Annotated in this window: 25 protein-coding genes; 14 read left to right on the forward strand and 11 right to left on the reverse strand. The window is 70.5% G+C overall.

Annotated elements, in window-relative coordinates:
* The first annotated feature begins 86 nt into the window (after positions 1-86).
* Both ASE34_RS13545 and ASE34_RS13550 read left to right on the forward strand, forming a co-directional pair.
* Positions 87-1,052: a TIGR03885 family FMN-dependent LLM class oxidoreductase gene (locus tag ASE34_RS13545; RefSeq protein ID WP_056279514.1), complete on the forward strand. Its 966-nt coding sequence runs from the start codon at positions 87-89 to the stop codon at positions 1,050-1,052.
* The gene (locus tag ASE34_RS13550; protein WP_056279517.1) at positions 1,049-2,713 is read left to right on the forward strand and encodes an alpha-amylase family protein; all 1,665 of its coding nucleotides are present in this window, start codon (positions 1,049-1,051) and stop codon (positions 2,711-2,713) included. The genes ASE34_RS13545 and ASE34_RS13550 overlap by 4 nt, the downstream gene beginning before the upstream one ends.
* A 3-nt stretch (positions 2,714-2,716) precedes the next feature.
* Here ASE34_RS13550 and ASE34_RS13555 read toward each other — a convergent pair whose 3' ends face one another.
* From ASE34_RS13555 to ASE34_RS13565, 3 genes are read right to left on the reverse strand one after another with little or no spacing between them, the layout of a single operon-like run.
* Positions 2,717-3,580: an NAD(P)H-hydrate dehydratase gene (locus ASE34_RS13555; RefSeq protein ID WP_056279519.1), complete on the reverse strand. Its 864-nt coding sequence runs from the start codon at positions 3,578-3,580 to the stop codon at positions 2,717-2,719.
* The gene (locus ASE34_RS13560) at positions 3,564-4,292 is read right to left on the reverse strand and encodes a histidine phosphatase family protein (protein ID WP_072591776.1); all 729 of its coding nucleotides are present in this window, start codon (positions 4,290-4,292) and stop codon (positions 3,564-3,566) included. Before ASE34_RS13560 ends, ASE34_RS13555 begins: the two co-directional genes overlap by 17 nt.
* Before the next feature lies 1 nt (position 4,293).
* On the reverse strand, positions 4,294-4,563 hold the full coding sequence (locus ASE34_RS13565) for a hypothetical protein (RefSeq protein WP_056279522.1): 270 nt from the start codon (positions 4,561-4,563) through the stop codon (positions 4,294-4,296).
* Between the two features lie 109 nt (positions 4,564-4,672).
* Here ASE34_RS13565 and ASE34_RS13570 point away from each other — a divergent pair, with 109 nt between their 5' ends.
* From ASE34_RS13570 to ASE34_RS13580, 3 genes are all read left to right on the forward strand, one after another.
* Positions 4,673-5,065: a hypothetical protein gene (locus ASE34_RS13570; protein WP_053097656.1), complete on the forward strand. Its 393-nt coding sequence runs from the start codon at positions 4,673-4,675 to the stop codon at positions 5,063-5,065.
* A 17-nt stretch (positions 5,066-5,082) separates the two neighbouring features.
* Positions 5,083-5,703 (forward strand): cyclodeaminase/cyclohydrolase family protein, encoded by a 621-nt coding sequence (locus tag ASE34_RS13575; protein WP_053097655.1) that lies wholly within the window; start codon positions 5,083-5,085, stop codon positions 5,701-5,703.
* An 87-nt stretch (positions 5,704-5,790) separates the two neighbouring features.
* Positions 5,791-6,786: an NADP-dependent oxidoreductase gene (locus ASE34_RS13580; protein WP_056279524.1), complete on the forward strand. Its 996-nt coding sequence runs from the start codon at positions 5,791-5,793 to the stop codon at positions 6,784-6,786.
* An 80-nt stretch (positions 6,787-6,866) separates the two neighbouring features.
* Here the strand turns inward: ASE34_RS13580 and ASE34_RS13585 are convergent, their stop codons facing one another.
* Positions 6,867-7,583, reverse strand: coding sequence for an SDR family oxidoreductase (locus ASE34_RS13585; protein WP_056279526.1), 717 nt, complete (start codon positions 7,581-7,583; stop codon positions 6,867-6,869).
* Positions 7,584-7,737: 154 nt separating this feature from the next.
* Between ASE34_RS13585 and ASE34_RS13590 the strand changes: the two genes are divergently transcribed.
* Positions 7,738-8,340: a TetR/AcrR family transcriptional regulator gene (locus ASE34_RS13590; protein ID WP_053097652.1), complete on the forward strand. Its 603-nt coding sequence runs from the start codon at positions 7,738-7,740 to the stop codon at positions 8,338-8,340.
* Positions 8,341-8,347: 7 nt separating this feature from the next.
* On the opposite strand, the gene ASE34_RS13595 is transcribed toward ASE34_RS13590, so the two are convergent.
* Genes ASE34_RS13595 through ASE34_RS13615 form a run of 5 tightly spaced genes read right to left on the reverse strand, consistent with a single transcriptional unit; the run spans position 8,348 to position 13,010 of the window.
* A complete protein-coding gene (locus tag ASE34_RS13595) occupies positions 8,348-8,875 on the reverse strand; it encodes a hypothetical protein (RefSeq protein ID WP_233277240.1) in 528 nt (175 codons plus the stop codon).
* 52 nt (positions 8,876-8,927) lie between these two features.
* On the reverse strand, positions 8,928-9,770 hold the full coding sequence (locus ASE34_RS13600; protein WP_056279528.1) for a galactosyltransferase-related protein: 843 nt from the start codon (positions 9,768-9,770) through the stop codon (positions 8,928-8,930).
* A complete protein-coding gene (locus tag ASE34_RS13605; RefSeq protein ID WP_056279530.1) occupies positions 9,767-10,777 on the reverse strand; it encodes a glycosyltransferase in 1,011 nt (336 codons plus the stop codon). The genes ASE34_RS13600 and ASE34_RS13605 overlap by 4 nt, the downstream gene beginning before the upstream one ends.
* Positions 10,774-11,913 (reverse strand): glycosyltransferase, encoded by a 1,140-nt coding sequence (locus ASE34_RS13610; protein WP_056279532.1) that lies wholly within the window; start codon positions 11,911-11,913, stop codon positions 10,774-10,776. Before ASE34_RS13610 ends, ASE34_RS13605 begins: the two co-directional genes overlap by 4 nt.
* Entirely contained in the window at positions 11,910-13,010 is a 1,101-nt protein-coding gene (locus ASE34_RS13615) for a glycosyltransferase (RefSeq protein WP_056279535.1), read from the reverse strand. The genes ASE34_RS13610 and ASE34_RS13615 overlap by 4 nt, the downstream gene beginning before the upstream one ends.
* Positions 13,011-13,095: 85 nt before the next feature.
* On the opposite strand from ASE34_RS13615, the gene ASE34_RS13620 reads away from it, so the two are divergent.
* From ASE34_RS13620 to ASE34_RS13635, 4 genes are read left to right on the forward strand one after another with little or no spacing between them, the layout of a single operon-like run.
* A complete protein-coding gene (locus tag ASE34_RS13620) occupies positions 13,096-14,025 on the forward strand; it encodes a WcbI family polysaccharide biosynthesis putative acetyltransferase (protein WP_056279536.1) in 930 nt (309 codons plus the stop codon).
* A complete protein-coding gene (locus ASE34_RS13625; RefSeq protein WP_056279538.1) occupies positions 14,022-14,996 on the forward strand; it encodes a hypothetical protein in 975 nt (324 codons plus the stop codon). Before ASE34_RS13620 ends, ASE34_RS13625 begins: the two co-directional genes overlap by 4 nt.
* Positions 14,993-16,318, forward strand: a complete 1,326-nt coding sequence (locus ASE34_RS13630) for a glycosyltransferase family 2 protein (protein ID WP_235567512.1) — start codon at positions 14,993-14,995, stop codon at positions 16,316-16,318. Before ASE34_RS13625 ends, ASE34_RS13630 begins: the two co-directional genes overlap by 4 nt.
* Before the next feature lie 16 nt (positions 16,319-16,334).
* Positions 16,335-16,628, forward strand: coding sequence for a hypothetical protein (locus ASE34_RS13635; RefSeq protein WP_053097644.1), 294 nt, complete (start codon positions 16,335-16,337; stop codon positions 16,626-16,628).
* 10 nt (positions 16,629-16,638) lie between these two features.
* Here the strand turns inward: ASE34_RS13635 and dinB are convergent, their stop codons facing one another.
* On the reverse strand, positions 16,639-17,835 hold the full coding sequence (gene dinB / locus ASE34_RS13640; RefSeq protein WP_056279542.1) for a DNA polymerase IV: 1,197 nt from the start codon (positions 17,833-17,835) through the stop codon (positions 16,639-16,641).
* A gap of 60 nt (positions 17,836-17,895) precedes the next feature.
* Complete coding sequence (locus tag ASE34_RS13645) at positions 17,896-18,558, reverse strand: ArsR family transcriptional regulator (RefSeq protein WP_321163941.1); 663 nt, start codon at positions 18,556-18,558, stop codon at positions 17,896-17,898.
* A 116-nt stretch (positions 18,559-18,674) separates the two neighbouring features.
* On the opposite strand from ASE34_RS13645, the gene ASE34_RS13650 reads away from it, so the two are divergent.
* The 4 genes from ASE34_RS13650 (at position 18,675) to ASE34_RS13665 (ending at position 20,878) form a co-directional block, all read left to right on the forward strand.
* The gene (locus ASE34_RS13650; RefSeq protein ID WP_053097641.1) at positions 18,675-18,935 is read left to right on the forward strand and encodes a DUF6458 family protein; all 261 of its coding nucleotides are present in this window, start codon (positions 18,675-18,677) and stop codon (positions 18,933-18,935) included.
* A 7-nt stretch (positions 18,936-18,942) separates the two neighbouring features.
* A complete protein-coding gene (locus tag ASE34_RS13655) occupies positions 18,943-19,617 on the forward strand; it encodes a phosphatase PAP2 family protein (RefSeq protein WP_056279546.1) in 675 nt (224 codons plus the stop codon).
* Positions 19,614-20,426: a DUF1206 domain-containing protein gene (locus tag ASE34_RS13660; protein ID WP_053097639.1), complete on the forward strand. Its 813-nt coding sequence runs from the start codon at positions 19,614-19,616 to the stop codon at positions 20,424-20,426. The genes ASE34_RS13655 and ASE34_RS13660 overlap by 4 nt, the downstream gene beginning before the upstream one ends.
* A gap of 95 nt (positions 20,427-20,521) precedes the next feature.
* Positions 20,522-20,878, forward strand: a complete 357-nt coding sequence (locus ASE34_RS13665) for a hypothetical protein (protein WP_056279548.1) — start codon at positions 20,522-20,524, stop codon at positions 20,876-20,878.
* Positions 20,879-20,886 lie beyond the last annotated feature (8 nt).

The following is a 20,886-nucleotide window of genomic DNA, read 5'->3' on the forward strand; positions in this document are numbered from 1 at the left end:
GGCCGGTCCGGGCGTCGCATCTTGCCAGACTCGTTCCGGAGTGTCCACCACTGCCGCCGCGCGCTGTTCGTTGCCAGACTCGGCGCATGGTGTTCATCGGTTTTCATGCATCGCACGAGCAGATCCCCCCGAGCGCCCTGCTCGAGGCCGTGGTCGAGGCGGAGCGCGCGGGGTTCGACGGGGCGATGTGCTCCGACCACCTCGCACCGTGGACCACGGCTCAGGGCGAGTCGGGTTTCGCCCTGAGCTGGATCGCCGCCGCGCTCGCCCGCACCCGCTTCTCGATCGGCATGGTCAATGCTCCGGGTCAGCGGTATCACCCGGTGATGATCGCGCAGGCGTTCGCGACGCTGGAGGAGATGTTCCCCGGCCGCTTCTGGGCGGCGATGGGCAGCGGTGAAGCGGTCAACGAGCACGTGACGGGCGACGGATGGCCCGACAAGAGCATCCGCAACGACCGACTGCGCGAGAGCGTCGACGTGATCCGCCGACTGATCGGGGGAGAGGAGGTGGACCACGACGGTCTGGTGCGCGTGCATCGCGCGCGGGTCTGGAGCCGACCGGCTGAACCGCCGCCGCTGTTCGCGACCGCTGTGAGCGCCGAGACGGCGGAGTGGGCGGCGTCGTGGGCGCAGGGCCTCGCGACGGTCGCGCAGGAACCGGCCGCACTGCAGCGCGTCGTCGATGCCTACCGGGGTGCAGGAGGCACGGGTCCCTGCATCCTGCAGGTGCATCTCAGCCTGGCCGAGAGCGACGATGCGGCGTTCGCGATCGCGCGCGAGCAGTGGCGGAACGGACTGCTCGCGCCTCCGGTCACCTGGGATCTCGAGCAGCCGGAGGACTTCGAGGCGGCGCTGGTCGGGATCGATGAGGAGGGGCTCCGCAAGGCCGTCCTCATCGACCACGACGCGACCGCACTGGCCGACCGCATCGCGGATCTGGTTCGGATCGGGTTCGACCGCGTCTACCTGCATCACGTCGGCTCCGAGCAGTCCCGATACCTCGACGCCGCAGCATCCGAGCTCATCCCCGCCTTGAAGGAGCGACTGTGAAGATCACCGACACGAGCGACCTCTGGTGGAAGACCGCAGTCATCTACTGCCTCGACGTCGAGACGTTCCTCGACTCGAACGGCGACGGCGTCGGCGATCTGCAGGGCCTCTCCGAGCGCATCGACTACCTCTCGCAGCTCGGCGTCACCTGCCTGTGGCTGATGCCGTTCTATCCGACGCCCGACCGCGACGACGGCTACGACGTCAGCGACTTCTACGGGATCGACTCGCGACTCGGCACCCACGGCGACTTCGTCGAGGTCATCCGCACTGCACGGGACCGCGGGATGCGGGTGATCGTCGACCTGGTCATCAACCACACCTCCGACCGGCATCCGTGGTTCGTCGCCGCGAAACGGAGCGTGGATTCGCCGTATCGCGACTACTACGTGTGGCGTGACGACGCACCTCCGAAGGGACAGAAGAACGCCGTCTTCCCCGGGCAGGCGAACGGCATCTGGGGCAAGGACGAGAAGTCGGGGCAGTGGTACCAGCACAGCTTCTACGAGCACCAGCCCGACCTGAACATCGCCAACCCCCGGGTGCGTGACGAGATCGCGAAGGTCATCGGCTTCTGGTTGCAGCTGGGCATCTCCGGCTTCCGCGTCGATGCGGTGCCCTTCCTGCTCGAGATCCCCGAGGGCTCCGGCATCCCCGAGCCCCACGATCTGCTGCGCGACATCCGCCGCTTCCTGCAGCGCCGGTCGAGCGAGGCGATCCTGCTCGGCGAGGTCAACCTGCCCTACGACCAGCAGGTGCAGTACTTCGGCGGTGAGGATGAGGACGAGCTCACCATGCAGTTCGACTTCGTCGGGATGCAGTCGCTGTACCTGTCGTTCGCCCGCAAGGACCCCGCTCCGCTGATCGAGGCGCTGCGGGCTCGACCCGTGCTCGGATCCGAGGTGCAGTGGGCGAACTTCCTGCGCAACCACGACGAGCTGACCCTCGACAAGCTCAGCGACAGCGAGCGTCAGGAGGTGTTCGACGCCTTCGCGCCCGATGAGCGCCAGCGCGTGTTCGGGCGGGGCATCACCCGCCGCCTTCCTCCGATGCTCGAGGGCGACCCTCGTCGCATCCGCATGGCCTACAGCCTGCTCTTCACCCTGCCCGGCACCCCGGTGCTGTTCTACGGCGAGGAGATCGGCATGGGGGAGAACATCGAGATCCCCGGCCGCGAAGCGGTGCGGACGCCGATGCAGTGGTCGGTCGACAAGAACGGGGGATTCTCGGATGCCGCGCCCAGCCGGCTCGTCGCTCGGCCACCGTCCGACGGGTACGCGCCGGAGCACGTGAACGTCGCCGCGCAGCTGGGTGACCGCGAGTCGATGCTGTATTTCGTGCGGGCGCTCACCTCGGCGTATCGGATCTCGCCGGAACTCGGCTGGGGAACGCTCGAGATCATCGACCAGCCGGCCGCCTCGCTCCTCGCGCACTCGCTCGCCGCGGACGTGGGCAGGATGATCGCCCTCCACAACTTCGCCGAGGTGCCGGTCACCACGTCGTTCCGGGTGGAGGACGAGCCTGAGGGCACGAGGCTCGTCGATCTGCTCGATCCCGCCCAGATCGCGCTGGGGCCGGACGGCGAGGTCGAACTGGAGGTGCCGGCATACGGCTACCGCTGGCTCCGGGTCTCGCGACCGGGCGACGGACGCGTGACCTGAGGCTCAGTCGACGTCGCCTCGAGCCCCGTCGACGTCGTCGAGCACGGCGGCGGGGAGTTCGCGCACCAGCTCGCGGGCGAGGTAGCCGAGACCCCTGCGCTCGGCGAGTCGGTCTCCTGCGCGGGCGTGCGCCCATGCTCCCCAGACGGCGGCGCGTTCCGGGGCGAGTCCTCGGGCGGCGAAGCCGGTGATGGCGCCCGCGACGACGTCGCCCGATCCGGCCGTGCCGAGGCCGGGGCCGCCGTCGTCGAGTCGCCATGCGGTGCCCGAGGGTGAGACCACGGCGGAGTAGCAGTGGATCACGGCGTCGAGCTCCTGAGCGAGTCCCGGCAGGTCCGAGAAGAGGTCGTCGACGGGGCGGCCCAGCAGGAGCTCGGCCTCGTCGAGATTGGCGTTGACGATCAGGGACGCCGGAAGATCCGAGCGCGGCACGTCGCGCAGTGCACCGACGGCGAAGGCGTCGACCACGAGGCAGGAGATGTCGTGGCCCGCCAGCCGCCGCAGCCACCCGAGGGCATCGTCGGGGTCGTCCAGCCCCGGCCCGACCAGCACCGCATCCGCTCCTTCGCAGGCGCTGCGCAGGTCGTCGGTCATCGGTTCGCCCGGACCGGGCGATTCGTAGACCCCGGCCTCGGGGAACGCGATCCGCACGACATCCGCGACCGAGGCGTCGGTCGTGACCGCGACCTTGCCCGCTCCGACGCGCAGCATGGCCTCCCCGCCCAGCACGACCGCGCCGGCCGAGAGAGACGAGCCGCCGATGATCATCGCCGTGCCGCGGGACTTCTTCGAGTCGCCGGGGTCGGGCAGACCCCACTCCTGCAGCAGCTGCGGCGTCACCCGCGTCGGCTCATCCCGGGCCGACATCGGGGCTTCCCGGGTGCACGGTGATGTCGGCGCCCAGCTGCGCGAGGTGGCGCACGTCGGAGAAGTCCTCGAGCTGCCACTGCCGGCCGTCCAGGCGCAGCCGCGTCACCGAGGCGTTGAGCACCGGGTTCGTCGAGGCGAACTGCATGAGGCGCGTCTCGTCCATCCCGGTCAGCAGTGCGACCAGCAGCATCACGACGGCGTCATGCGCGACGACGAGACCGACGCGGGCGTCGTCGGCCAGTGCATCTCGCAGGAACGACCGCAGGCGCAGGGACACATCGGCCCACGACTCTCCTCCGGGCGGCCGGTGGTAGTACTTGCCCAGTCGCGCCCGACGGTCGGCCTCTTCGGGATGCCGGGCGGCGACGCCCCACCGGGTCAGCAGATCGAGGATGCCGAGCTCTCTGTCGCGCAGCCGTTCGTCGGTGAGCACCCGCTCGACGCCGGCGACGCCCTCCACGCCCTCCATGCTGAGCGCGAACGTCTGCTGGGCTCGCACGTACGGCGACAACCAGGCGACCTGGGGCGTGACAGGGCCGCCGTGCAACGCGGCCGCCAGCGCTCGCGCCTGCTCGGCACCGGTGGTCGACAACGGCACATCGGCGTCTCGGGTCGCGAGGTCGATCACCTCGGCGCGGGCGGTCTCCGCGGCTGTCGCGGCGACGTTGCCGACACTCTCTCCGTGCCTGACGAGCCACAGCTCCTGCACGTCACATCTCCCAGTCTTCGAACGGGAGATCCCATGAGGCGTGGTCCGGCTCGATGTGTCCGGTCGTATCGACGTGCGCGGCCTTCTCGACCGAGATCACCACGCGCGTCGTGGGGCGGATGAGCACGCTGATGCTGCGGTCGTCGCCCGACAGGGTGATGAAGGTCGGCGCTGCGGATGCGGCGGCCTCGATCTCGTCCATCACCTGCCTCAGAGGGCGATCGTCACGCAGCACGAAATTCCGGCCGTCGATCTCGATGTTCGTGCTCATGGTGCGCTCCTCCCTCTCGTGTGGCCGACGCTAGGCGATCGAAGCGAGTGTGCCGAGGGCCTTGCGTCAGAGGCCGACGAGGGTTAACCGAACTCTCTACGATGAGATCATGCAGATGCTCGACACCCTCGCGCTCGTCGGCGAGGTGCTGTCGTGGGTCGGCCTCGGGCTCGGTCTGCCGATGCTGCTGATCGGCGTCCTCATCCGGACGATCGAGGGGCCGTGGCTGCCCGCAGAGATCGCCGTCATCGAGCGCGACGGGGCGTTGCTCGCCCGCTGGTTCGCCGGCGGAGACTTCCATGAGCGACCGCTGAGCCGGCAGGAATCGGCGACCGCGGAGGCCGGCTGGGCCGACGGAGTGGTCAGCGCGAACAACCCCTCCCACGCGCGGGTGGGGGAGCCGCCGCATGCACGCCGCGTCGTCCTCACCCTCGGGATCGTGTTCGCCGGCGTCGGGTTCGTGGGTCTCGTGGTGTCGCTGCTCCCGCTGCTCTGGTCGTAGCTCGTAGGGTGACGGTCATGGAGGACTCCGCCGACATCCCCGCATCCACCCCGATGGACGACTGGTTCGACGCGCTGAGTCGTCCGACCGGTTCTCCCGGGGGAGGCGCCGCGTCGGGAGTGATGCTCGCGATCGCCGCCTCGCTGATGAGCATGGTGGGCGGGTACTCCGATGACGACCCTCGAGCATCGGAGCGCCTCGATCCGCTCACCGGGCGACGCGTCGAGGCGCTGCGGGCGGTCGAGGCGGACGGCGTCGTCTCGGCACGCTTCGGAGCTGCCCTCGCACTGCCCAGCGACGACCCGTCCCGCGACGAGCGCGTCCGCGAGGCGGCCGTCGAGGCGGCCGAGTCCGCGGCCCAGGTCGGTGGCATCGGCGTGCGGATGCTGCGCGACGTGCGGGTGCTCGTCGAGGCGGGCAACCCTCACATCGCCGTTGATCTCGCCGTCGCCGCAGAGGCCCTGGGCGCCGGATTGTCGGGGGCGTCGCTGAACATCCGGGCGAACCTGCAGATCGCACGCCGTCACGGATCGTCCGACACCGCGCTCGCCGGCCTCGACGCGGAGATCGAACGGTTGGCGGATGCGCGACGCGAGGTCGCGCAGATCATCGAGGAGCTGTCCTCTCGACTCGACTGAGAACATTTCGCCGCGGTTGACAAGAAAACTGAGTGCGCTCATAATAGAGTTCAGTCGTTATTCTGCGACGGATTCCGGAGATCACCCATGAGAGCTTTCGTCCTCTCGAAGTACGACACCGCCGTGCACGCGGCCGACGTGCCCGAGCCCTCCGTGGGCGAGCGCGACGTGCTCGTCCGCGTGCAGGCGGCGGGTGTCAACCAGCTGGATGAGAAGATCCGCGCCGGCGAGTTCAGAGCGATCCTGCCGTACCGTCTGCCGATCGTCCTCGGGCATGACGTCGCGGGCACGGTCATCCGCGTCGGCGCCGGCGTGAGCCGTTTCGCGATCGGCGACGAGGTCTACGCGCGTCCGCGCGATCGTCGCATCGGGACCTTCGCCGAGCGGATCGCGATCGACGACAGCGACGTGGCGCTGAAGCCCGCGTCGATCACGATGGACGAGGCGGGGTCGCTGCCGCTCGTCGCGCTGACGGCCTGGCAGGCCCTGGTCGAGATCGGCGAGGTGCGGCGGGGCGACAAGGTGCTGATCCATGCGGGAGCCGGTGGCGTCGGATCGATCGCGATCCAGCTCGCGAAGCACCTGGGCGCGGAGGTGGCGACGACCGCGAGCGGCGCGAACGCTGACTTCGTGAGGATGCTCGGCGCCGACCATGTCGTCGACTACCGGTCTGAGGACTTCGAGGAGGTCCTCAGTGGATACGACGTCGTGCTCGACAGCCTCGGCGGCGAGAACCTCGAGAAGTCGCTGCGCATCCTGCGGCCGGGAGGCAGGGCGGTCGGGATCTCGGGTCCGCCCACACCCGAGTTCGCCCGCGCAGCCGGCCTCAATCCACTGCTCCGACTGGCCATGGCCGTGCTCAGCCGCAAGGTCCGGGCCCAGGCGAAGCGCCTGGGCGTCGCCTACACGTTCCTCTTCATGCGGGCGAGCGGGGAACAGCTGCGCCAGATCGCAGAACTCGTCGACGCGGGAGCCATCCGCCCGATCGTCGGTCGCGTGCTCCCGTTCGAGGAGGCCGCCGACGGCATCGCGTCGCTGACCCGGGGCGGAATCCGCGGCAAGGTCGTGATCAGGGGAGCCTGAGTCCTGATCGCTGCAGAGCATCCGGACGCACGAAGGCCCCGGGAGCGATCCGATCGCTCCCGGGGCCTTCGCCGTGTGGACTACTGCGCCGAGGCGCGCGCCAGCTGCGGGTAGAGCGCCTCGAGCGGGGCGCTCAGGGCGGCCCTGACCTGCACCGAGGTGTCGTCGGCGAGCACCTCGTACTCGCCCGCCTCCGTGGCATCCAGCACCTTGGTCACGAGCACGGCCGGGTCGAGCTTCGGGTCGGTGACGTTCGCCGCCATGGCCGTGTCGACGTATCCGACGTGCACCCCGACGACGTGCACTCCGGCCGGGGCGAGCTCGAGGCGCAGCGAGTTCGTCGCCGACCACAGCGCCGCCTTGGTCGCGCTGTAGATGCCGGCGACGGCGTACCAGCTCAAGGCCGAGTGGATGTCGATGAGCGCCGACTGCGGCTGGGCCGAGAGGATCGGCGCGAAGGCGCGAGCGAGGAACAGCGGGCCGAGGAAATTGGTCTCGACGTTCGCGCGGATCTCCTCGTCGCTGTGCGAGAGGATGCCGGGGCTCGAGGGCGAGGCGCCGGCGTTGTTGATGAGCACCGTGACGTCGGGCGCGGCAGCGACGGCTGCGGCGATCGATGCCGGGTCGGTGACGTCGAGGGCGAGCGGCACGATGCGCTCGTCGTCCCACTCGCGGGGCGTGCGTGCGGAGGCGTAGACCTTCGAGGCGCCGCGCGCGAGGGCCTCGCGGACGAAGTGCGTGCCGATCCCTCCGTTCGCGCCGGTGACGAGGACTACTGCTCCAGAGAGAGAAGGCATGAGGGTGGGCTTTCTGTGGGAGGGATCGAACGGATGCCGTCACGGCTTCACCGTGGATCGATGAGGCGCTCGTGGGAGAATGGGCGAACCGAGCCCACGCCCTGGTGACTATGATCAGAACTGAGCGTGATCATTATTTATTCCGAAGGACGTCATGACTGTCGACTCCCGCCCTCTCGGTCGACGTGAGCGCAACAAGCTCGACAAGCTCGAGCGCATCACGACCGCTGCCGGCGAGCTCTTCGCCGAACGAGGGGTGGACGACGTCACGACGCAGGAGATCGCCGATCGCGCCGACATCGGCACGGGAACGCTCTTCCTCTACGCCAAGACCAAGGGCGAGCTGCTGCTGCTCGTGCAGAACTCGATGTACGCCGAGGCGCTCGAGCGCGGACGCGCCGCCGCCGCCGACGCGGACGGTGTTCTCGAGGGTGTGCTGGCGGTGATCCGGCCGGTCATCGAATGCAACCGCACCCAGATCGACAACGGCCGCACCTACCTGCGTGAGATCGTGTTCGGCGACCCCGAAGAACCGCATCACGGTGAGGCGCTCGCCCTCACGGGGCAGACCGAGCAGCTGGTCGCCGACGTCATCGCCCGTGATACGCGGGTCTCGGCCGACGAGGCCGCGGCGCTCGCCCGCATCGTCTCGGCCGTCATGTTCCTGACCATGTCCGCCACGATCAACATCGCTCACTCGGTCGAGCAGATCGTCGACGAGGTCGCCGCGCAGATCAGAGTGATCCTGCCGGCCTGACCGGACGTCAGTGCACGAACGCCTTCAGCACGACGAAGGCCACCCCGAACAGCGCTGTGCTCAGCGCCCCGAGGATGCGGACGGGGATGGAGCTGCCCCGACGGAGGAAGGCCACGTAGCCGAGGAAGGCCAGGATGACGGTTCCTGACCACAGGGCGACGTCGTTCGCGGCATCGTCGGGAATGACCCGCGTCGTGCCGGCGACGAGGATGAGCGCGGGGATCCCGGCCGAGCTCAGCATCCCGAGTGAATGGCGCACCGAGCGGCCGATGGCCGTGCGCACGCCCATCTGCTCGGGATCGTCTCGGCCGAGCCGGGCGACGGCACCCGCGTAGACATGCGCCGCCCAGAAGACGATGACGGTCACTCCGACCGACAGGAGCACCGCGGCAGACGTCTCTCCGTGTGCGGACGAGACGGCGATCAGTCCGCTCACGAGGATCGTTCCGTAGACCGCCGCTTCGGTGCCGAATCCCGGACGCAGGGTGCGGTGCGCGCGAAGCAGCGGGTGCTCATCGGGGGAAGACGCCGTCATGCTGCCGAGCGTAGTGCGGATTCCCCGGCATCCGAACCTCCCGTCGAGCGGTTCAACGACGGGATGCGCTCGCGCGATCGACGCGGCGAAAGCCGTCGCCGTGAGGTTCCACGGCACCGCCCTCGATGAAGCTGTCTATCCAGCCGCGCATCGGCCACTCGCCCCATCGCTCGGCGAACAGAGCGCCGTTGCGCAGGATGTCGTCGAGGTGGCGCCAGGGCGGAGAGCCGGCCGGATGCCACTGGTGGTAGGCATGCGCGCCGCCGACCCAGCGCAGCCCGATGCCACGCGCCCGTGCGCGTCGACCCAGGTCGGTGTCTTCGGCGCCATAGCCCTCGTACACCTCGTCGAATCCGCCGAGACGCGTCCAGGTCTCGGGGGTCACCGCGAACGAGAGCGACCAGAACAGGTCGAACTCGTCATCGGTCGCCGCCACGACGGCGTCACCCGCGGGCAGCGGGCGAGCGGGGTGCGGACGGGTCAGGATGCCGAGATCGTGCGGTGTCGACGGGCGCTGCACACTGTGGAGATAGGTCACCGGGCCGCAGAGGAGGTCCTGCGGGTGCGTTCGCGCGGCACCGATATATCGCTCGACGAGTCCCGGTCCCGGCAGGCAGTCGACATCGAGGAACACCAGCAGGTCGACGTCCTGAGCGAGCGCGAGCGAGGCCGCCGCGTTTCGCGCCGCGCCGACGCGCATGCCGTGGTCGCCCGGCGGCACATGCACGAACCGGGCTGCGGGCGGTGACGGCGGCGCGTCCGCATCCAGCCACGCCTCGATGCGGACGATCTCGACGCCGGGCGTGCTGACCTCGTCGAGGAACCGCCGCTGACGCTGCAGATGGTCGAGACGGTTGACCGAAGCCGGCGTGATGACGGCGACGCGGACGCTCATCGCGCCACCTCCTCGATCGCGCTCGCGCCGCGGGCGGCAGCCCCGTGCACCTGCCACGCGTGCCACCGGGGAGCGGTCTCGGCAGCTCGGCGGATGCCGTCCACGACCTGGGAGGGCTCCGCATCGACCGGAAGACTCTGGGCGAAGCCCTGTGCGGCGAGCACGCGGGCCATGTCCTCCTGCTCGCCGAAGGGCCTCTCCTGGGCGATCACGACGGCGCGGGCATCGGCGGCGGCGAGGTCGGCGATGCTGTTCTGGCCCGCCGCGCTCACCACGACCGTGGCGCGGCACAGCAGGGGCCAGACGTCGTCGACCCGATCGTCGTCGTTCGCGCCGGCGCTCTCGACGTCCCACCCGTCCGCTCTGAGCAGCTCGACGGTCTCGGAGAGCCCGTCACGGTCGAGAGCGCGGCCGAGGAACAGCACGCGACGGGGGTGCTCATCGCCGGTGTCGACGCGGGCTCGGCCGTCATAGCGAGACACGCCGCCGACCGCTCGCACGCGCTCGCGGCCGACGAGCGCCGTCGCCTCGATGGTTCCCTGCGGCCACGGCGTCAGGATGAGGTCGGCGAGGTCGTATCCGAGCCGGTGCGGGGCGTCGGTGCGCTCGCCCGGTTGAGCGAAGACGATCGTCGGCACGCCCATCAGGCGGGCGAGCATCGTGATCTCGACGCTGACGTCGACGACGAAGGCCGCGGTCGGGTGGACGGCCACCCAGTCGGCGATCACCGAGAGGCGAGCCTGATGCCCGGGATGCCCGAGGGGTGCCCAGTGCAGGCTGCCGTTCGCGGTGACATCGCCGAGCTCGTGCGCCTCTCGGCGCACTCCGTCGGCCCCGACGACCGGGTCGGAGTCGGAGGGCAGCTGAACCCATGTCGTCCGCGGTGCCAGGGACTCGGGCTCAGGCAGGCTCGAGAACACCGTGACCTCGTCGGCGAGGTGCGGGCGGATCGCTTGCATCCGCGTCAGGTGGCCCCACCCGTGATGGTGCACGTACCAGGCGATCATGCTCCGACCGCCTCCACGAACTCGTGGGCGGGCATCGCGCTCTGAGCCGCGACGGTGAGGACCCGTTCGATCTCGCGATGCCGATGGTCGAGCGAATGCCGCGCGGAGGCGGCGTCGCGCACATCCCGTCGGCGCAGTCCGCTGCGCGACTGCGCGACCAGGCTCGTCGCGGCGCGCGCGAGCGCCTCGGTGTCGGCGGACGGCACCACGGCGGTGCCGGGGATTCCGGCGAGCACCTCACTGGTGCCTCCCGAGTCGAACGCGGCGACGGGCGTGCCGGTCATGAGCGCCTCGGCCATCACCAGCCCGAAGGGCTCCGACCACACCGGTGTCACGAGGGCGACCGATGAGGCCCCGACGAGCTCGGCGAGCTCAGGCTGTCGCAGCGCGCCGACGTAGTCGATGCCCCGGCCGAGACGCGGGCGCACCTCGCGGTCGAAATAGGCGGCGTCGCCGACGCGGCCCGCGAGCTTCAGCCGCGCGCCGGCGCGTCGAGCGGCGTCGATGGCGAGATGGGGTGCCTTCTCGGGCACGATCCGGCCGAACCACACCCAGTCCCCTCCGCCCGATCCCAGACTCCACTGTGCGGTGTCGACGCCGTTGGTGAAGACGAACGCCTCGACGCCCTCGGCCGACCACGCGCGCGCCGTGTACTGGCTGACCGCGAGGAACCTGTGCGGCGACGAGCCGTCGAGAGCATTCGACGCGATCACCATGTCGGCGAGGGGAGGGGTGTGCAGCGTCGTGACGACCGGAACCCCGATCTCACGGCTCCACAGGATCGGATCGCCGTGGAGGCTGTGGTTGTCGACGACATCGACGCGGGTCTCCGGCGCGTCGAGCCGATCCCGTACCCGCGCGAAGGCGTCGGTCATGAGACGGCGGTGCCCCTCGGGGAAGTCGGTGTCGGACGCATCCCGCGCCCGGTGCCACCGCGGACTCGGCAGGTGCAGGTCTATGTCGGCGTCGAGGAAGTCCGATCCCTCCGCCGCGCACAGCTCCACATGGTGGCCGCGGCTGCGCAGCCAGCGCACGCGGTTCCAGACCACGGCCTCCAGCCCGCCCGCGTGCGGTTGGCGAAGAGGATGACGTTCGGGCGCCACGACCAGCACCCGCAGCTGCTCGCGACCGATCATGCGCGGGCCCCCTCGGTGACGCGCGCACATGCCTCGGCATACAGCCGCGCATGGGCGGTGCGCACCGCCTGCCGCTCGGCCAGCCTCTCGGACCTGCGAGTGTCCATCGGCGGCCGGGGCGGCGCGTCCGACGCGCGCGACACGGCCTCGGCCAGCGTCCGCGCGTCGTCGAGCTCGATGACGAAGAAGTCGTCGGGATGCTGCCATCCGATGTGCCCCACCTCGGTCCCGGCCACGGGGACCCCCAGGTCGTGGCAGAGCTCGACCCATCCCGAGTGGGTTCCGTGCAGGTACGGCAGGACGAAGAGGTCGAGGCCGCCGATCCACGCGGCGATGTCCGCGTCGCTCAGCCGCGGGGTGCGCCGCACGTGCACGGACGGGTGGTCGGCCGCGGCGGCGACCACGCGGGCTGCCGCCTCGTCATCCCGCGTGCGCTCGTTCAGCAGGATCTCGAAGTCGACGGCGCGACCCGCCTCGGCGAGCTGTCCGGCCGCGTCGACAGCCGTGCGGACCGCACGCTCCGCGTCGATGTTGGGACGCAGGTCGCGCAGGTGGATGCCGACCCGCACGGTCGCGTCGCCCGAGCGCACGATCACCGGCGCATCGTCGAGCAGAGTGGGGTGCGCCAGCACCTCGCTGCTCCGGTGCCACCGTCGTTCGATCTCGTCCGCCGCGGTCGCGGTGAGCGTGACCAGGCGATCGGCCGACGGGATGATCACATCGAGCAGCTCTCGGTACGGCGCCTGGTCGACCAGCTGCGGGTTCTCGAGGTCGTGCACGGTGTACACGACCGGGCGGCCGAGCCGGTGCGCGGTCTCGAGCGCCTCGCGCAGCTCGTCGGGCGAGAAGGATTCGAGGCCGAAGTGCACGTGCAGCACATCGAACTCATCTGCGTGCGACACCAGCCACTGCGGGGTGAGAGTCACCGGAGGCCACCAGACGCCCGCAGCTGCGCCGGGAACGGGCGGATCGGGGAGGACCTTCACTCGCTCCGTGTCGGCGATGGCGCGCACGTAGGGATGGGTGGCCGGGATCGAGGCGACGCGGATGAGGGCGGGTTCGGTGACGATGTGGTTCTCCGTGGGCGGGCAGAGCATCGACGTGCGGGGTCGCGATGACGGGGGTGACCGCACAGCAAAGGGGGCGCACGACTGATGCGATCGAAGGGGGTACGTTCGAATCATGAGCCACGATCCCGAACCGCGCACGGGCGTTGCGCCGACCGGCTCCGTGGTGCTAGCGCGTCAGAAGCACTACTCGGAGTTCTACGGGCTCACCCCGCTTCCCGAACGATTCGGCGTCGTCCTCGGCAACTGCCAGGCCGAGTCGCTGCGCGTGGTGATGGATGCGCCGGAGCACCGATTCGTGCGCGTCCCCGCCGTGCACGAGATGACCGCCGCCGACGCCGCGCGCCTGCACGAGATCGCCGGCCTCGCCGACGTCGTGGTGAGCCAGCCGATCCGCGACGACTATCGCGATCTGCCGCTGGGGACGCAGCAGATCGCCGCGGTGACCGATGCCCGGGTCATGACCGTGCCCCCGGTGCGCTTCGCCGGACTGCATCCGTTTCAATCCGCCTTCCGGGTTCCCGGCGTCGAGGGAGATCCGCCCGTCGTGGCGTACCACGACGTGCGCACTCTCGCCGCCGCCGCGGGAATCCCGGTCGTCGCCGCGCTCGCGCCCGCTGAGGTGCGGGCCGTGGGACAGACGTCGATCGACACGCTGCGCCTGCGCGAGCAGAGCGCCGACGTGGCGGTCTCCGACCTCTTCGACTCCGTCACGGCCGATCACATGCGCACGGTCAATCATCCGGGCGATGCGGTGTGGATGCCGTTGGGTGCCCGCATGCTCGAGATGCTCGGCCATACGGGCGGCCCGACCGATCCCGGGCGCCCGCTGCTGAACTCGGTGCGCGCGCCGTTGGAGCCGGAGGTCGTCGACGCGTGGGGGCTGGCGGACGAGCCGCGCGCGCACTGGATCGTCGACGGCGTTGCGGTCGACGACGCCGAGGTGCGTGCCGCTCACCGCGAGTGGTACGCCACGCACCCGGAGTTCGTCGACGCCGCCGTGACCCGTCTCGCGCCCCTTCTCGACGTCTGGCGAGCACGATGAGCGTCACCCCGCTGCTGCTCGTCCACCCTGGAACGCACGGCGTCGCCATGTACGGACGGCAGATGGCCGATGCGGTCCGCGTCGCGGACCCGTCGATCCGCACCGTGGAACCGCACGGCCTGGATGCGGACGACGACCGCGACCCGTTGCACGTGCACTTCACCGACCGGCTCTGGGGGCGCTCTCCCGAGGAGGCGGCGCAGGCGTTCGGAGACCTCGCCGCCGGGCGCGCGATCAGCGTCACCCTGCACGATGTGCCGCAGGCGTCGGACGGCGAGCGCAACCTGCCCCGGCGGCGGGCCGCGTACGCGGCGGTGGCGGCGGCGGCGCGTGGAGTGGCGGTGAACAGCGACCACGAGCGTGCGCTGCTGCGCGAGGAGCGGGTGTGGACGGGCCCGGCGGTGAGCATCCCGCTGCCCGTCGAGCTGCGGCCCGAGGTGCCGCGGACGCCGGCTGACGCGTCGATCGGAGTGCTCGGCTACTTCTACCCGGGCAAGGGACACGACGAGGCGGCCCGCGCAGCCGCGTCCGCGGGCATCACGAGGATGACGGTTCTCGGCCGGGCGTCCGACGGCCACGCCGCGGAGCTCGAGGAGTTCGTCCGTCGCGCGGGCGCCCTCGGGGTCGAGGTCGACGTGACGGGCTGGCTCGACGACGAGGAGATCGCCCGGCGGGGACGCGCGGTGTCGGTGCCGGTGATCGCCCATCGCCATGTGTCGGCGTCGGGGTCCCTCGCATCGTGGATCGGCTGGGGGCGCCGTCCCGTCGCCGTGCGCAATCGCTACATGGACGAGATGGCGGCGCTGCGTCCGGGAACCGTGCAGACCGTCGACGGATCAGAGCTCGCCACCGCGGTGCGGGCGGCGTTCGAACGACCCGAGACGACCTGGCACGGACTCACTCGGCTGCCGATGTCGTGGCCGGACGCGGCGGAGGCCTACGTGCGCTGGTGGGGCGGGCTGGCGTGGTGACACGGCGCCCGTGGGTCGTCGGCAACAGGTGGGACTCGCTCGACGGGGTCCGGCCGCAGACGCTGCCGAAAGTGTCGGTGATCGTCGCCCACTACGAGCAGCCCGGGGAGCTCGCCCGCACGCTGTCGGCGCTGTCGACGCAGGACTATCCGCGCGAACTCCTCGAGATCGTCGTCGCCGACGACGGCTCCGCCGGGGATGTCCTCGTGCCGCCGGGGGTCACCCTCGTGCGGCAGGACGACCGGGGCTTCCGCCTCGCCGCTGCACGCAATCTCGGCGCACGAGCGAGCACCGGGGACGTGCTCTGCTTTCTGGATGCCGACACCGCCCCGGAACCCGGGTATGTGCGGGCTCTCACCCGTCTTCCGGCGCTGCTTCCCGAGGCGGTCACGGTCGGACGGCGTCGCCACGCCGACTTCTCGGGCATCGATGCGGAGACGCCCGTGATCGAGGCGGTGATCGGCCGTGAGCTCCCGGAGCCGGCCTGGCTCGCCGAGGAGTACGCGCGCAGCCGTGACCTGCTCGACGCCGACGACCGCTCGTACCGGTTCGTCATCGGCGCGGTGATCGCCTGCTCGCGTCGCCTGTTCGAGGAGACCGGCGGCTTCGACGAGTCGTTCTCGACCTACGGCGGGGAGGACTGGGAGTGGGCGCATCGGATGTGGCAGGCCGGCGCCGTGCTGGCGCACGTGCCGACGGCCGTGGCCTGGCACGACGGGCCGGAGTGGGCCGAGCGCACGGATTCCGGGCTCGAGCGCGCGAACGCCCAGACCATGACACTCGTCTCGTCGATCCCGGTCGACGGCTCGGCTCCGCGGGGACTGCTGTCGGCGGTCCCGGATCTCGTCGTCCGGCTGCGCGGCACGCACACCCGGGAGGCGCTGTTCATCGCGGTGGACTCGATCCTCACCGCGTTCCCGCGGTCGCGCGTGATGCTCGATGCGACGTCCGGACTCGACATCGACGACCCGCGCATCGTGATCGACGGCGACGGCGACGGCGACGGCGACGGCGACGAGCCCGAGGCCAGGGTGCTCTGGGAACTCGACCGCCCGGTCGTGGTCCTCGAGTCGGCAGGGATCGCCGAGATCGTCGCGGGCCTCGGTGCGGGTGACGTCGGCACCGTCGATCTCGTCGACTCCGCCGGCTCGTCCGCCGGTGTGCTGCACTCGCGACGAGCGCTGCGGCGAGCCGCGCGATGGGGCACGGCAGAGGGATTCGAGACCCTGACCGTCCGTGCGGAAGGCGTGCATCTGCTGCGCTCGAACCCGCACGTGGAGGCATGGGTCGGAGGGTGGGGCGGTCCCGATCGGTTTCGCTGAGCGTACAGTTCTCATCATGGGGAAATTGGAGTACAACAGCTCGCGGCCCGCGATCGAGATCGAGGACGCCACTCTGGCGCACGTGAAGATCGTGATCGGCACGAAGCTGCGCCGCAATGAGAGCTTCATGATGACCTGGCTCTCGAAGCCCGAGGCATCGTCCGGCCGCATGACCATCTGGGTGCACCCCAGTATCCCGTTGGTGCTCGAGTTCGATGACCCGACGATGCCCGCGATCGACCCCAAACGGGTCGCCCACATGATGGATCAGCTGAACTCGCGCGGCGAACTGGTGCTCGACCAGCTCTGACGTCGAGCGCTCACTCGTGCTCGGGGAGGATCGGACTCGACCACCCCGGGTCGCGCCCCAGCTGAGCGGCGCGCGAGACGGATGCCGCGCCGAAGCGACCGCGCAGGGTGTCGAGCACCGTGTCGAGTCGTTCGTCGTCGCCCCAGTCGATCGGCAGTTCGGGTGGCGCGTTCTCGGCGCGGTCGAGCTGCGACAGCGAGATCCCGATGAGGGTGATGCCCCGCGCCTCGATCTCGGGCCAGGCCGCGGCAAGCAGAGTCCGCGCGACGTCGAGCAGGATCGCGGTGCGATCGGTCGGCGCCCGGAGAGAGCGTGATCGGGTCGCCTTGGCGAAGTCCCCGTAGCGAAGGCGCAGCACGACCGTGCGGCAGACGCGCTCGCCGTCGCGGAGCCGGCGGGCGAGCCGGTCGATGATCTGCGTGAGGAAGAGGTCGAGCTCGTCCGCTGTGCGGGCGCGCGAGCCGAGGGCGCGCTGCGAGCCGATCGAGCCGCGGCGCCGGGTCGTGTCGACCGGGCGCGGGTCGCGCAGGCGGGCGAGGGCGTGCAGGTGCGAGCCCGCAGCCTTGCCCAGCACCCGCTCGGCCGTCGCCGCTTCGAGCTCCGCCAGCTGACCGACCGTGTGCACCCCGTAGCGGTGCAGCTTCTCGGCCGTCACCGCCCCGACGCCCCACAGGCGCTCGACCGGCAGCGGCAGCAGGAACTGCTCTTCCCGGTCGGGTTCGACCACGAGCAGCCCATCGGGTTTGCTGACCGCGCTGGCGACCTTGGCGAGGAACTTGGTGCGCGCCACGCCCACCGAGATGGCCAGGCCGACTTCCGCGCGCACCCGATTCCGCAGCCGCACTGCGACTTCTTCGGGGGTGCCGACGATGCGCCTCAGCCCGCCGACCTCGAGAAAGGCCTCGTCGATCGAGAGGCCCTCCACGAGCGGGGTCGTGTCGCGGAAGATCGCGAACACGTCCTTGCTCGCCGCCGAGTACGCCTCCATGCGCGGCGGGACGACCACGGCATCCGGGCAGAGCTCGAGCGCCTGGCGGCCGCCCATCGCGGTGCGCACCCCTCGGGCCTTGGCCTCATAGCTCGCCGCCAGCACCACGCCGCCGCCGACGATGACGGGCCGGCCGCGCAGAGCAGGCGCATCGCGCTGCTCGACCGAGGCGTAGAACGCGTCGAGATCGGCGTGCAGCACGGTGGCTTCGCCCCGCATCGTGTTCTCCCGTCGACGTGCAGATCGTCGCACGGGCCGGGGACATCCGGGCCGGGGCTGTCAGGCCGCGATCAGCCGCGACGACAGCGCGCGGATCCTCTGGCAGAGCGTGTCGAAGGCGCTCTCGAAGGCGGCGGCCGTGCCGACCCTGGCAGGATCCCGCACCGACCAGTGCAGGTCGTCGCCCGTGAGCATCCGCTCGTGCGCGTCGTCGCACACCGTGATCACCAGGTCGTCGTCGGTGCGCACCTCGTCGACGTGGCGGGGTGGCCGGGCCGGGTCGATGATCAGCCCGTGGCGTTCGGCTGTCGCCAGCGCCTGGGGGTTCACCGCGGAGGCGGGCTGGGTGCCGGCGGAGGCCACGTCGATCGCGCTCATGTCGCGCCAGATGACCTCGGCGAGCTGCGATCGTGCCGAGTTCGCGGTGCACACGAACAGCACCCGGCGCGGGGGAGCGACGCTCGGCGGTGCGAGCGTGTCGAACACCTCGGGGCGGAGCCCGATGTAGCTGCGCCGCCTGTCGAACTCCGAGCGCGTGCGCGTGATGATGCGCGCGGACTCGAGGACGCCGAGATGGTGGGCGATCAGGTTCGATCTCAGGTCCAGCGTCGTGCCGATCTCCGACGACGAGAGGTCGCCCAGGGTGAGCAGGTCGACGATGCGCAGGCGCGTCTGATCGGCGAGTGCGGCGAAGATCGCCACGCGGCGTTCGAGATCAGTCATCGTTCCCATCCATATCACGGGATGACGGACGTGTCCACGGGTATTGACTCAATCGGTGTTGACCATATTCTGGTCGTCGCGAGACCGTGGACGCGGTCTCGGAGAGGAATGGACATATGGGCATCGGCAGCGGCATCGCGCTCTTCGTCATCGGAGCGATCCTGGTCTTCGCACTCAACATCGACACCGGCGGCTACGTCGATCTCGATCTGATCGGCTACATCCTCATGGGCGCAGGAGTCGTCGTCTTCCTGATCAGCCTCATCCTCACGATGCGCAGCCGTCGCACCGAGACCGTCGACCGCACCGCCGTCGACCCGGCGACCGGCGACCGCGTGACCCGTCGCAGCATGCGCGACAACGAGCCCCTCGCCTGATGTCGGCGTGACCGAGGTGCAGCGCGGCACCGGCGCGATCGTCGTCGGTGCCGCGGCGACCCTCGCCTTCGTCGTGCTGCGGGCGGTGGTCGCCCTCGGCGGTCACGAGCCGCTCGCGATCGACGTCTGGTGGCACGACCTCATGGTCGCGCTGACCAGCGACATCTGGGTCGTCGTCGCCTGGGTCCCGGCGGTGGTCGGCGGCACCATCGGCATGATCGTCGTCGGAGCGCTGCTGATCGCTGCGCTCATCTGGCGCGGTCGGCGGTGGGATGCCGCGACGCTGGCGATCGCGATGGTCGCCGTCGTGGCGATCGGCGCGACCATGGCGGCAGTGATCGGGCGCACGCGACCGGCGGACTCGCTCGCCGAGAGCGTCGCGACGTCCTTCCCATCCGGGCACACGGCTGTCGCCACGACCGTCGTGGTCGTCCTCGCACTCGTGCTCCGTCGTCGATGGGCCTGGGTCGTGGGCGTCGTGTGGGTGCTCCTCATGATGTGGAGCCGCACCTACCTGCATGCCCACTGGCTGAGCGACGTCGTCGCGGGAATGCTCGAGGGCGTCGCCGTCGCGACATTCGTCTGGGCCTGCATGGAGGCGATCCGTGCGCGGCGCCTCGCGTCTGCGACCCCCACTCCCGACACCTCCGAAGAACCGATCGAAAGCACCGTGAACCCATGAACACTCGCGACTCGGCCGCCTCCACCGCGAGAGCCGCCCAGGACTCGACCGCCTTCCGCGTCCTCGCGCGCGTCGGCTACGTCGTGCTCGGCATCCTGCACATCCTCATCGGGGGCATCGCGATCTCGATCGCGACCGGCGGTGGCGGCGAGAACGCCGATCAGGGCGGTGCCATGCAGCAGATCCAGGAGTCTCCCGCCGGCGTGTTCCTGCTGTGGCTGATCGTGCTCGGCCTGCTCGCTCTCGCGATCTGGCAGATCGCCGAGGCGGTCGTCGAGCGCGATCCCGACGCGAAGAAGAAGTGGGCGCACCGGGCGAAGTTCCTCGGCACGGCTGTCGCCTATCTCGCGATCGGCGCGACGGCTCTGGTCTATGCGCTCGGGGGCCAGTCGCAGTCGTCCGAATCCTCCCAGTCGTTCAGCGCGAAGCTGCTCGCGGTGCCGGCCGGCGTCGTGCTCCTCGTGCTCGTCGGACTCGGAGTGGCGGCCGTCGGCGTCGCCTTCGTCGTCCGGGGCATCACTCGCGCGTTCATGGAGCATCTGTCCGTGCCGTCCGGAAAAGCGCGATCCGGCATCGCCGCCTTCGGAACGGCCGGCTATGTCGCCAAGGGCATCGCGGTCGGCGTCGCGGGTGTGCTGTTCGTCATCGCGGCGCTCACGCATGACCCCGAGACCGCCGGCGGCCTGGACTCGGCGCTGCGCGCTCTGGCCGGACTCCCGTTCGGCGCCGTCATCCTGTGGGTGGTCGGTGCCGGCCTCGCTCTGTACGGCCTGTTCTGCTTCGCCCGCGCCCGCTACGCCCGGATGTGAGCTGATCCCGCCGGTCGGGCTTCGCCCGCATATCGAACCGTGCGCCGCCGCGCAACCCTGCACCGCGGATCGGCCGAGTCGGCCAGGATGGATCCATGAAGATCGTCTCGTACGCAGGCCAGCAGCTGGTGACCACGGATGACGTGGCGGACTCTCTCGTGACTCTCGCCGCAGCCGTCGCCAAAGAGGGGGAGGCCGACGCCGTCGAGATCCCCATCCTCGTCGGCGGGCGCGAGGACTGCGCCGACCTCGTGATCGGCGTGGGCAACGACCTGCTGGTCGGGCCGCACGAGTTCGATGACGACGAGCCCGACTTCAGCGAGCACGCGGCGAAGCTGCAGGCGCACCGCCTCTATCCCGATTCTCCGGACTCGGGAGAGCACGGCGGCCACAGCGACTGGTACGTCGATGTGGACCTCGACCTCGACGGGTCGGCCGCGACGGCACGCTGACCGCGAGG

The sequence above is a fragment of the Microbacterium sp. Root280D1 genome, assembly GCF_001428975.1.
Taxonomy (GTDB): domain Bacteria; phylum Actinomycetota; class Actinomycetes; order Actinomycetales; family Microbacteriaceae; genus Microbacterium.